Raw genomic sequence first — 11,052 nt, 5'->3', positions numbered from 1 at the left:
GGGTCGGTAAGCTTTTCTAAAAGGGAACGGTCGAGCTCAGGCTATTCCCCCTGCACAACGAAATCAACCTCTTTCCCAAAGCTACGGGCAATATCCCTTACCATTCGGGGAAAACGGTTAAAAACCTCTGCCAGAGGCAACATCCTGGCTTTCATGATCTCCATCTGGAGTTCATTTACAATTCGTCCAATATGAGTGTTGGTATCAGCCAACAAATCCCGTAGGTGGGAAAGCTCCTTAAAATCTCGCAGACGCTGAATAGTATCACCCAATCTCGCTCGATCAATCACCAGTTCCCCCACCAGGTTTAAGAGTGCGTCTAAGCGATCCACATCCACTCGAACCGTTTTTTTAAGGCTTTTTGCCGTTTTTTTCTGCTCGACCGTGGAAGTGACCACTTGTTTTTCTTCTTTTTCCTTTTCTTCTTCTTCCCTGACCTCCGGCGCTTCTTCCCGCATTTCAATCTCCACTCTCTCCACTTCGGCCACCGACTCCACCATTTTTTTAATCTCTTCTTCGGAAAGCGTGGTGAGAATCAACATTTCAAAGCTCTGTCCAAAACGTTCACTTTCTAAATCAGAAAGAGGGGGATTGGTGGAGACGATCTCAACCTTGCTCTCTTGAAGTCGATTGATCACCAGATACGACCGTACCCCTTTCATCGAACACTCCAAAGCAAGATAAACCCGAACCAGATACTCCTTCTGAGAGGAAGGTGCCGTCGCGTCCTTTTCTTCTGCAAACTCGTCCTTACTTGCCGAAGCCGGGGTGGCTTCCAAAGGAGACCAAGACTCTTCTCGACGCTTCAGGAAAACTCTTAAATTTTCAACGATATCCTGGATATCAATCTCGGGTTCTTTCCCCTCCAAGGCCACAGTGTCCTTAATGTTCTTCAAGAGATCTACACCTCGAAGCAATACATCAATAAGAGAAGGAGTGACAATGATACTTTTACTCCTCACTCCATCCAGAAGATTCTCCATGAGATGAGCAAGCTCCATCATGCGTTGAAAACCGATTGAACTTGAGGAACCTTTTATAGTGTGGAAAGAACGAAAAATCGACTGGACTAAATCCTGGTTTTCCGGTTCCCTCTCAAGCTGTACCAGATTTTCTTCCAAATTTCCAATATGTTCTTCCACTTCTTCCAAAAACACACCTATGTATCGATTGAGATCAAAGCCCTCCACCAAACTGATCATCCTCCCCATTTTTTCTTCCCTATTTTACCATTTTCTTTCCCTAAGTGCCGGAGTCTTCAACACCACATTCACAATCGTCATTGAGGACGTTTGAATCTCGACTTCACCTACATAGGGCACTAACCCTTCCTTTTCAACCGTCAAAGTAAAGGTCCCCACCGGCAAATGAGCAAGACTGAAACTGCCATTTGCCTGAGTCGTAGTCGTGAATTGTCCATCAATGGTGACTATAGCCTCAGATATGGGTTTTCCCGTTTCATCCCAAACAAATCCAAAAACCCTTCCCAAAAGTGGCGAAAGCTCAATAGTGATTCTAAAAACGCCGAGCTCCGAAATATCGACTGTTTGGCTTTTGGTGGCATATCCATACGCACTGACCACAAGGACCTGTCTTCCGACAGGAACCATGGGAATAAAAAAGGAACCATCCGAAGCGGTCAGGTTATTCCTATCGGGATAATCCCTCACCAAAACCTTCGCTCCCGCAACACCCTTTCCGGTTTGCATATCGACCACATCACCCTTAAGACTAACCAACGCCACAGACACCGGAAGCCGAGGGGAATTCCCAAAAAAACATCCTCCTAGAAACAGGAAACCCAGCAAACTTAACGTAACGAATAATAGATATATTTTATCCCCCCTGGGGAACGAGCACATAGTAATACCTCCCCGGTGTCAATTCAAGGGTATAAATCACGATGGTATCGGTCACCGTGGTGTATCCACTCTTACTCACCTGAACCGTATACGTTCCCGGAGGAATTTGAAAAAAGGCCACCCCCTCTGCGCTGGTGTATCGGGTCGCGGTATATCCCTCTCCAGCAATCGATACCAGAGCCCTCTGCAGGGGTAGAGTGACCCCCTGCGAAGAATTTTCATACACATAGATCCAGGTGTCCTTGACTTGCCAGCGTACCCCACACCCTGTGGTCAGAAAACCCAGAAGAATGAATACCCCTACCCAAATCAAAAACCTTCGCATGCTCTCTGCCTCACTCACTTTTTGCCAATTCAATATGAAATATCATGCCAAAATTATTCCTCGAATTACCACCAAAAGAAATAAAAGATTCCTACACAAAGGAACTAAAATATCCACCTTGATTCTTTATGAAACTCGGTGTACAATTTTTATGTTCTTTGTGGTGAGCGTGGCTCAACGGTCAGAGCACTGGACTGTGGCTCCAGGGGTTGGGGGTTCGAATCCCCTCGCTCACCCCAGAGAAGGGTAGAATTTTTTCCGTAGGTATTTGAACTTGTTTTGTGTAGAGCTGCCTTTTCTCCAAAACTCGTAAGCTCAGGCTCATCAAACCCTTAAGCCCATGATCAGTGAAATATCGGTTTTACAATCCAAAAGGCAAAAGGGTTAAAAACTACCGATAACAGGATTATAAATTTTGCGGAGAAAGGAAGTGAAAAAGAAAATGTGCAAAAATTTTTCTTGCTCATTCTCTTTTTCGTGGTTATTCTGGCAGGATGCAATCACAACAATTTTGTGACAACCGGACAGGACTCTCCTCCTCAAGCAAGTCCCATCACCCAGGTACCGGGTCATCAGGATTTCATCAAATAAATCGCCTTCCCTGATACCACCAGATTGCTTCTATCCGCCACAATTCACTCCGTTCTGTGGTAGAATGAGACGTCGTTGCTACAAGGAAAACCCAAAGGGGCGAGTCAGTTGAGTAAAGAAACACGAAACAAAAAATTGGTATCGAGCATCTTGATGGTACAGTCACAAAGGGGAGCATAGGAAATTCTTGAAGTTGTCTTTTCTGGAGAATCATAACACAATGCTTCCTAACCAATTCAAAAAACACAGGATGAAGAAACATATGGAGCGAACTATTCCGGTAATTCCAACCATAAGTAATAATCTCGGTCTGAGTTGTTATTCAAGAGAAAGAAACGACCAGAACAAACTTCTTTTTGAAGAACTGGATATTGACGACATTTGTCCAATACATCTTTTCTACAAAGTATCCGCGGCCAACTGGAGTGTTCAGGAAGCAAAAATATATCTGTGTACTTTTTGCACACCAGATGGAAATAGAAACTTCCTATGTTCACATCCCCAATAACCTGAGAAAAGGAGGAATAGAATGAGCATCTTCAAAGACTGTGACATCCGGGGAATTGTCCCGGAAGAATTCCATGAAGAACAGGCGTACCTGATTGGACGAGCGTTTGCGTCACTTTTACCTGCCGAAGTAAAAGTTGTTGTCGGAGGAGATGTGCGCACTCATACTCCTTTCCTTCGAGAAGCCCTTATTCAGGGAATTATGGATTCTGGCGGATACGTCGAAGACATTGGAATCGTGCCAACACCTCTTTTTTACTTTGCCATTGACTACCTTAAAGCCCAGGGAGGTCTGATGGTCACAGCTTCCCATAATCCTCCTCAGTATAACGGAATCAAAATAGCCTGGGGAAACCGTCCTCCCCACCCCCAGGATTTGAAGGCGTTAGCCCAAAAAGTAAAAACCAGAGATTTTCGAACACGACCCGTGCAGACTCGAACCACGTGGTCCCTGGAAAATGAATACCTACAATTTCTTACCCATCTCCTTCCCTTTCCCAAAAAATCACTTCAGGTAGTGGTAGATTGTGGGAACGGAAGCTACTCCTATCTTGCCCCACAACTTTTGACAAAACTGGGATATCAGGTCATACCCCTTTTCTGTGAACCTGATGGGCGATTTCCAAACCGTCCCCCCAATCCGTCGCAACCAGAAAATCTTCAGAAGCTCAGCGTAACTGTCTGGGAAACACAATCAGCAGCAGGAATTGCCTTTGACGGTGATGGAGATCGGGTGGTCTTTGTGGGAAATGATGGAAAAATTCTGGAAGGCGAGTATGGCATGATTTTCTTTATTCGAGAGCATATGAGCAGATTCCCAAAGCCCCAAAAATTTATCTACGACCTCAAATGTTCTTCAGTCGTAGCACGAGAAGTGGAAAAAGCCGGAGGTATCCCCATACCTGAACGGTCCGGACATGCGTATATCAAAAACCGCCTTGTTCAGGAAGGAGCCCTCATGGCCGGAGAGCTTTCTGGTCATTACTTCTTCCGAGAACTGAAACGGGATGATGGCCTCTACGCTGCGGGACTCTTTCTTTTCTACCTCTCTACCATGGATCTCTCCCTTAGCGAATACCTCAAAAACTTTCCTTCTTTTGCCACCACACCGGATATCCGCATTCCTAGAAAAGGAAGAGAAACGCTCCTTGCACTTTTAGAAGAAATACCCTTAGGCGGTCAAATTTCCAAAGAAGACGGCTTGCGAGTTACATGGCAAGACGGATGGGCACTCATCCGCCCTTCGGTGACTGAACCCATGTATACCCTCCGTTTTGAAGGACAAACAGCAGAGGACTTGCCTCACCTTGTTCACCGCCTTCTCCATGCTTTTCCAGACATCGAAGAAGAAGTGCTACACAAAATGAACCCCAAAAGAAAAAAAGCGCTCACACCCGATGGACACTCATTCCCTCTACCCGACTCACAAGATACGTGAAAAGAGGTGCAATAGCGACACTCACTCCTGCCTGGAACAAATTACCGGGAAGTTCAGCCAATGCCGCACCCTGACCATAGATAACGTTCTCTACCAGAAAATACCCTCCGACCATTTCCAGGCCTCCCAAGAAACAGAAAAAAAATCTGATACTCCACCTTTTTTCAGAAGAAGCAAATAGACCGACAAGGAGTCCTTCTACTCCCTTAATCACCAGGGTAAAAGGCGCCCAGTGGGCATAACCACCCAGAATGTCAGCCAGAGCTGAACCAAAGCCTCCAGCCAGAAACCCCACTTTCCAGCCAAAAAGAAGAGCGAGCACCAGAATTACTGTATCACCCAGGTTAATGTATCCCCGGGTCTGGGGAATCGGAACCTGAACCATCATGGTCACTACTGCCACAAGCGTAATCCCTATTCCTGAAAAAGCCAAAAATCGCACTTTTTCTTTCACCTTGTATCACCTCCAAACCGGAAAGTGTAGCAATATGATACTACCCTCGTACCCGGTTTACAAGGGAGAAACCCAATGGCCCAACTATCCTTCAGCAAAACCTCGATACTACAACCTCATTCACGACCTTTTCTCCGTATGATATAATTGAGCTACGTCAGTATTTCCTCTAAAAGGAGTCGATTATGGCAAAAATTGCTTTCTTACAAGTGGGATATGGGCTTTTTGGCGAAGGTTGGGCAGATTTACTTGTACGCTCCTCCCATAGCGAGTTGCGGGGTATGGTTGATGTGACTCAAGAGGCCAGAGAACGTTTCCAGAAGCGCTTTGGTGACCACAATATCCCTACCTTTGCCAATCTAGAAGAGGCATTGCAGAAAATTCAGGTTCAGGCAGTACTCATTGCGGTACCAAATCAATTTCATCGAGAAATCGCTGAAAAAGCCCTCAAGTCGAATCTCCATGTCCTCTCGGAGAAACCCCTGGCCGATACCTTTGAAAACGCCCTGGCCATTTACCGGACCTGGCATCAAAACCCAAAACTCGTTTACATGGTAAGCCAGAATTACCGCTTTAAACCAGAGATCCAGGCCCTCAAAAGAGCAATTGATGAAGGGATTTGTGGAAAGATAAGTTACGGAACATATACCTTCCATAAAGCATGGCGTTTTGGCGGCTGGCGCGAAGAAATGGAATACCCACTTCTTGAGGACATGAGCATTCACCATTTTGACATTTTGCGTTTTGCATTAGGTAAAGAGGTAGAAGAAGTCACCATGGAGGGGTTCAATCCCCCCTGGAGCTGGTTTCAAGGAAATGCCGCAGCAATGGGGAGTTTACTCTTTGAAGGGGGCATCAAGGTTGTCTACTTTGGAAGCTGGGTGAGCTTTGGTCAAACCACTCCATGGAATGGAAACATTCACCTTTTTGGGGATCAAGGCACCCTTTCTTTAGAAAATGATCTCCTCTTTTTCACCAATCGAGAAGGGAAAAAAGAGGGTTTACCATTTCAACAGCATGAAACCGATGGCAGGATACAGGTACTCCAAGAATTCTGCTCCGCTATCCTGGAAAACCGTCCTCCCCTGACTTCTCTTGAGGACAACATTCGAACGTTCGCCCTGACCTGCGCCACGATTGAATCGGCCAAAAGGCGAACATGGATCAAAATCGATGAGTTCACCCAAAAAATGGGGGAGGAAAGGTAATGATGAACATGCTTCAAGAACTTTTATCGCAGAAAGTGCTCATTTTTGACGGTGCTATGGGAACACGCTTACAGAAAAAGGGGCTTCCAGCAGGATATCCTCCCGAAGAATGGAATCTTTCCCATCCAGATACGGTGCGCGAAATCCACCAGAGTTATGTGGATGCCGGGGCCGATCTCATCCAGACCAATACGTTCGGTGCAAATCGTCTGCGATTAGGAAAATATGGCCTGACAGAAAAAATTCGAGATATCAATCACCGGGCTGTATCCATTGCCCATTCCACCTTAAAACCGGGTGTTATCCTCCTTGCTTCCGTAGGACCACTGGGCGAATTTCTGGAACCATTTGGAGATCTGACCCACCAAAAAGCAAGAGACATTTTTCAAGAACAGGTTGACATCCTGCGTGAAGCAGGGATTGAATTCTTTCATCTGGAAACTTTTAACTCTTCCCAGGAAGCAATACTTGCCCTCGAAGCAGTCCACGAAACTGGAGGAAAAGCGATAGTGAGTTTTACCTTCAACCGTCGGGGAAACCAGTTCACCACTCTTCTCGGAGAAACACCAGAGACCCTGGTCTCAACCTTCTCTTCACTTCCAGTTTTAAGCTTAGGTGCGAACTGTGGGACAGGAATGAAAGAAATGGTCTCGATTATGGCCGATTACCGGAAATACCATCCCCATCTCTTCCTCTCAGCCAAACCCAACGCCGGAGTACCGCAACTTGTAGGTGAAACAGTCTTTTACACCGAAACCCCGGAGGATTTTGCGAAAGGTGCCATCGAGCTCCTTGCCTTGAACGTCCAGATTATTGGTGGCTGCTGTGGCACGGATGAACGCTACATCAAAGCGCTCAAGGATGCAACGATGACAAAACGCACCCAGGAGAAGATACAATAATGTCCCCTTTTAAGGCTCTAGCAATCTGTTGCAGCCTTTCCCGGGAGGGAGCCCGAACCCATTCCTCAGCAGGACTTCTATCCACCGAATTAATGTGTACCCGGTGTGGAGCAATGCGATTAATCCTATCCTTTAGCGCCTCGATTTCCTGACTGGTATCGTTGAGTCCTTCCACGATGAACACTTCTAACCAGATTTCCCCACGAAAGTGGTCCTTGAGCCGGACCAGACCCTGCACATATCGCTCAAAATCAAGGGACGGATGAGGTCGATTAATACCTTCAAAAGCAGTTTCTCGACCAGCATCAAGAGATGGAATAACGAGATCCACACCTTCGATTTCTGTAAAAAGTTCCGGATAATAGCCAAAAAGCGTACCGTTGGTAATGAGCGCAACTTGACTGTGAGGAAAATGCCCTTTGATAAAACGGACAATTTTCCCCAGCCCACTATTCAGAGTTGGCTCTCCAAAGCCAGCAAAAGTAAGATACGAGGGAGGAACTTCCCGGAACCGTAGGGATTCCCTGTAACGAGCCAGATTTTCTATCACCTCTTCTGGAGGGATGTATTCCTTGCGCCTTACAGTCAAAACGGTGGTCAAACCACATTCACAGTAAACACAGTCAAGATTACAAGTTTTATACGGTGTCAGATTAATTCCCAGCGAGCTCCCTAAACGCCTCGACCATATCGGCCCAAAAAGACACTTTCCTCTCATTTTTATTCCCTCTTTCCAACTTTACTCTTGTACCATACTCCTCTTTCTACCCTACGTCAAGAAAGACCTTCGAAAATAAGGTTTCCAGAAAAATAAATTTTAACCCAATATCTGAGAAATTTTTTCCGGAAATCTTTCCTAAATTACCCCTACTTTGAAGGGTCTTTTTTGAGTAATTGACAAATTCAGGTACAAATAACAAAATTATTCATGGAATCTGTGGGAGGATTCGAATGATTGCCGAAGAGCGGCGATTGAAAATTTTGGAAATCCTGGAAGAGAAAAAAACCGTTTCGGTGAAAGAACTCAAAGAAATTTTCGGCGTCAGTGAAGACACCGTCCGCCAGGACCTCAAAACCTTGGATGAACAAAAATTACTACGGCGCATTTATGGCGGCGCTGTGCGGATCAAAAAGGGCAGTACGGAAATTCCTTTTTCTCTTCGCGGGGTCACCAACCGAGACATTAAAGAAGCCATCGGCAAAGAAGGGGCAAAACTCATCGAAGATGGGGACTGCCTCATCTTCGATGCCAGCACCACCGCTCTGCAGGTAGCCCGCAACATCGATCCCACCATTCGAGTCACCATCCTTACCACTTCACTTGATATCTGCATTTCCTTAGCCCGCAACCAGAATGTCAGTGTCATCGCTACCGGTGGTACTCTTCATCCCCTTTCCATGTCTTTTATCGGTCCGCAGGCGGAAGCCGCCATCCAAAATTACCTTGCCGACTGTCTTTTTCTGGGCGTCAAAGCCATTTCCTTGAGCCAAAAAGCGATTGCCGATGTCTTCGAACTCGAAGTACACCTTAAAAAGGTCATGATTCGCTCTGCCCGAAAAGTCATCGTGGTTGCCGAAAGTCGGAAGTTTCAGGACCAGGCTTTCTTCAAAGTCGCCGATCTCGCGTCCATCAACGTTATCGTTACCGACAGCGCTATCGATGCTCAAACCTTGAAAACCCTGCAAGAAATGGGTATAGAAGTGCGCATAGCCCATATAAAGGGAGTGGGAAATGGATGAAACCTCGTGAGCGGTTTTTAAAAGCCATCCACTTTGAAGAGGGAGACCGAGTTCCAACGTTTACCACTCTGACACCCCAGGTGGCGATGAAGCTGGGGGAATACTCGATCTTCCCTTAGAACTTGAAGATTCATTTCTTTCAACCCGCATCTCCCATACGCAGATTCTCCTAACCCTTGGCAATGACGCCGTGGGTATCGGACCGGGACGTGGGGCAAACGGAGCAACACGAATCCGGTAGGATGGCAAGCTTATCGACGAATTTGGCCTGGTGTACCGGAGAGTTGGTTTTTACGATGAAATTATTCAAAGACCTTTAGAAAACGCTGAGACTCCGGAAGATATTTTGAATTATCCTCTCCCCTTAGCCTCGGATCCGAAAAGGTGGGAAAAGGCAACCACCCAGGTTCAGAAATATTCCTCTTCATACGCCATCATCGGTGACTTAGAAGCAACCATCTTTGAACTCTCGTGGAATCTGGTAAGTATGGAAAAATTCCTCATCGACCTTGCCTTAGAAAAGGAATATGTATGGACACTCCTTGATCGAATTCTCGAAGATTATGCTCTACCCTGTGGTCAAAAAATGGTTAAACTTGGCGTAGACGTGTTATGGGCAGGCGACGACTTCGGTACCCAAAAAGGAATGCTTCTTGCCCCAGAGACATTCCGAAAACATTTTAAGCCCCGGTATCGGTATCTTTTTCAAAAATGGAAAAAAACAAATCCTGACCTTTTAATTGCTTATCATTCCTGTGGTTCCATTTTACCCATCATCCCCGACCTCGTTGAAATCGGACTCGATATCCTTAACCCCATTCAACCTCAAGCTGCAGGAATGAATCTACAAAGATTAAAAAGGGAATGGTATGGGAAATTGGTCCTCTTCGGCGGCGTCGATGAACAGGAAGTTTTACCTTTTAAAAACCCGCAAGAGGTGAAAAAAGAAGTGAGACAGCGAATCCAGGAAGCTGGCAAGGGTGGAGGCTATATCATTGCTCCTTCTCATAATATTCAACCTGACACACCCATCGAGAACGTTTTCGCCTATTTTGAAGCAATCCAGGAGTTTGGACAATATCCAATCGAAGACTGGAAAGAAGGGAGGTGAAAGCAAAGATTCATTACCTTCGCCACATAGGGAATAGTACTAACAGGGAAAAGGATTCTACAACTATTTAGGGGGTGGAAAACAGTGACAAAAACGATGTGGATCATTGTTTCAATAATACTTGTAGGCATGATGTCTACCCTGGCCTTTGCGAAGGAATTTATGGGGTTTGACCCTCTCAGCTTTAAAGGAGAAATGCTCTCTACGGATACTCTCAAAGTAATGGTGCAGGAAGCCATGAAAGTAACCCCTCCACGTAATGGGAAAAATTACGTCTTTGCCTTTGCCAACCTCCAGAGAGACATCACCTTCTGCATGGCAGTCGAAGAAGGAATTAAGAAAAACTGCGACGAAGCGGGAATAGAACTGGTCATTGCCGACAATCGCTTAAGTGGCCCTACACATTGGCGAACGCCGAAAGTTTTATCACTCGCAACGTGGACTTTGTCATCGAGTTGCAAACCGATGTGAATTTTGGACCCGTTATTATGCAGAAATTTGACACCGCGAAAATTCTAGTGATTGCCATCGACATCCCCATGCCTGGTGCTACGTTTTTTTTGGGGTGAATAATCCTTACGCCGGTTTTCTGAGTGGAAGCTATTTAGCCCAGGCAGCCATCGCCAAATGGGGTATCGACCAAGTCAAAAAAGGATACCTTGTGGTGGGAGAACTTCCTCAATCGGGAGTCGTCCCGGCTATGCGAACCGCAGGGCAGGTTGCAGGCTTTCTAGGTGTCGTCGAAGGTTTTCCAAAAGACCATGTCATCCTTTTTGACACCAAAAACACTCTGGACTATTCCCGCAGCCAAATGGTCAATGTTCTGGCTCGTATCCCTGAAGATGTTCCCATTATGTGTACCGCAATTAATTGCCAGGTCTCTACCGGAATCGTCAGAGCTCTGCAATTCACCA

General features: G+C 46.0%; 13 protein-coding genes and 1 tRNA gene. 9 read left to right on the top strand and 5 right to left on the bottom strand.

The features are described from left to right. Positions 1-41 precede the first annotated feature (41 nt). The 3 genes from ABDK92_10025 to ABDK92_10015 form a co-directional block, all read right to left on the bottom strand. A complete protein-coding gene (locus ABDK92_10025; GenBank protein ID MEN3186944.1) occupies positions 42-1,202 on the bottom strand; it encodes an Hpt domain-containing protein in 1,161 nt (386 codons plus the stop codon). A gap of 24 nt (positions 1,203-1,226) precedes the next feature. Beyond that, positions 1,227-1,751, bottom strand: coding sequence for a carboxypeptidase regulatory-like domain-containing protein (locus tag ABDK92_10020; protein MEN3186943.1), 525 nt, complete (start codon positions 1,749-1,751; stop codon positions 1,227-1,229). A gap of 85 nt (positions 1,752-1,836) precedes the next feature. Beyond that, positions 1,837-2,187: a carboxypeptidase-like regulatory domain-containing protein gene (locus tag ABDK92_10015; GenBank protein MEN3186942.1), complete on the bottom strand. Its 351-nt coding sequence runs from the start codon at positions 2,185-2,187 to the stop codon at positions 1,837-1,839. 163 nt (positions 2,188-2,350) lie between these two features. Here ABDK92_10015 and ABDK92_10010 point away from each other — a divergent pair. Both ABDK92_10010 and ABDK92_10005 read left to right on the top strand, forming a co-directional pair. Then, a tRNA-His gene (locus tag ABDK92_10010) sits at positions 2,351-2,426 on the top strand. A gap of 881 nt (positions 2,427-3,307) precedes the next feature. Then, on the top strand, positions 3,308-4,723 hold the full coding sequence (locus tag ABDK92_10005) for a phosphomannomutase/phosphoglucomutase (GenBank protein ID MEN3186941.1): 1,416 nt from the start codon (positions 3,308-3,310) through the stop codon (positions 4,721-4,723). On the opposite strand, the gene ABDK92_10000 is transcribed toward ABDK92_10005, so the two are convergent. After that, positions 4,674-5,177, bottom strand: a complete 504-nt coding sequence (locus tag ABDK92_10000; GenBank protein ID MEN3186940.1) for an ECF transporter S component — start codon at positions 5,175-5,177, stop codon at positions 4,674-4,676. The two genes, ABDK92_10005 and ABDK92_10000, sit on opposite strands and share 50 nt — an antisense overlap. 185 nt (positions 5,178-5,362) lie before the next feature. Between ABDK92_10000 and ABDK92_09995 the strand changes: the two genes are divergently transcribed. Together ABDK92_09995 and ABDK92_09990 are read left to right on the top strand one after the other, a co-directional pair. Continuing rightward, positions 5,363-6,385, top strand: a complete 1,023-nt coding sequence (locus tag ABDK92_09995; GenBank protein ID MEN3186939.1) for a Gfo/Idh/MocA family oxidoreductase — start codon at positions 5,363-5,365, stop codon at positions 6,383-6,385. Continuing rightward, on the top strand, positions 6,385-7,287 hold the full coding sequence (locus ABDK92_09990; GenBank protein MEN3186938.1) for a homocysteine S-methyltransferase family protein: 903 nt from the start codon (positions 6,385-6,387) through the stop codon (positions 7,285-7,287). The genes ABDK92_09995 and ABDK92_09990 overlap by 1 nt, the downstream gene beginning before the upstream one ends. On the opposite strand, the gene ABDK92_09985 is transcribed toward ABDK92_09990, so the two are convergent. Continuing rightward, on the bottom strand, positions 7,241-8,005 hold the full coding sequence (locus ABDK92_09985; protein MEN3186937.1) for a radical SAM protein: 765 nt from the start codon (positions 8,003-8,005) through the stop codon (positions 7,241-7,243). The genes ABDK92_09990 and ABDK92_09985 overlap by 47 nt on opposite strands. 233 nt (positions 8,006-8,238) lie before the next feature. On the opposite strand from ABDK92_09985, the gene ABDK92_09980 reads away from it, so the two are divergent. The 5 genes from ABDK92_09980 to ABDK92_09960 all read left to right on the top strand — a co-directional run. Beyond that, positions 8,239-9,027, top strand: coding sequence for a DeoR/GlpR family DNA-binding transcription regulator (locus tag ABDK92_09980; protein ID MEN3186936.1), 789 nt, complete (start codon positions 8,239-8,241; stop codon positions 9,025-9,027). Further along, positions 9,024-9,146, top strand: coding sequence for a hypothetical protein (locus ABDK92_09975; protein ID MEN3186935.1), 123 nt, complete (start codon positions 9,024-9,026; stop codon positions 9,144-9,146). Before ABDK92_09980 ends, ABDK92_09975 begins: the two co-directional genes overlap by 4 nt. Before the next feature lie 152 nt (positions 9,147-9,298). Further along, positions 9,299-10,138, top strand: a complete 840-nt coding sequence (locus ABDK92_09970) for a uroporphyrinogen decarboxylase family protein (GenBank protein ID MEN3186934.1) — start codon at positions 9,299-9,301, stop codon at positions 10,136-10,138. Positions 10,139-10,222: 84 nt separating this feature from the next. Continuing rightward, positions 10,223-10,609 carry a hypothetical protein gene (locus tag ABDK92_09965; protein ID MEN3186933.1) on the top strand — a complete coding sequence of 129 codons (387 nt, stop codon included), beginning with the start codon at positions 10,223-10,225 and terminating at the stop codon, positions 10,607-10,609. A gap of 94 nt (positions 10,610-10,703) precedes the next feature. Beyond that, the coding region (locus ABDK92_09960; protein MEN3186932.1) for a sugar ABC transporter substrate-binding protein at positions 10,704-11,052 on the top strand (349 nt) is incomplete at its 3' end.

This window comes from Atribacterota bacterium, from assembly GCA_039638595.1.
Classification (GTDB): domain Bacteria; phylum Atribacterota; class Atribacteria; order Atribacterales; family Caldatribacteriaceae; genus Profundicultor; species Profundicultor thermophilus.
The sequence above is the reverse complement of the archived record's forward strand: the minus strand, read 5'-3'. Positions and strand labels throughout refer to the sequence as shown.

Coding starts and splice junctions, on each gene's coding strand:
- ABDK92_10025 (MEN3186944.1), bottom strand. CDS start 1,202: ATGATCAGTTTGGTGGAGGGCTTTGATCTCAATCGATACATAGGTGTG.
- ABDK92_10015 (MEN3186942.1), bottom strand. CDS start 2,187: ATGCGAAGGTTTTTGATTTGGGTAGGGGTATTCATTCTTCTGGGTTTT.
- ABDK92_10005 (MEN3186941.1), top strand. CDS start 3,308: ATGAGCATCTTCAAAGACTGTGACATCCGGGGAATTGTCCCGGAAGAA.
- ABDK92_09995 (MEN3186939.1), top strand. CDS start 5,363: ATGGCAAAAATTGCTTTCTTACAAGTGGGATATGGGCTTTTTGGCGAA.
- ABDK92_09990 (MEN3186938.1), top strand. CDS start 6,385: ATGATGAACATGCTTCAAGAACTTTTATCGCAGAAAGTGCTCATTTTT.
- ABDK92_09985 (MEN3186937.1), bottom strand. CDS start 8,005: ATGAGAGGAAAGTGTCTTTTTGGGCCGATATGGTCGAGGCGTTTAGGG.
- ABDK92_09980 (MEN3186936.1), top strand. CDS start 8,239: ATGATTGCCGAAGAGCGGCGATTGAAAATTTTGGAAATCCTGGAAGAG.
- ABDK92_09975 (MEN3186935.1), top strand. CDS start 9,024: ATGAAACCTCGTGAGCGGTTTTTAAAAGCCATCCACTTTGAAGAGGGA.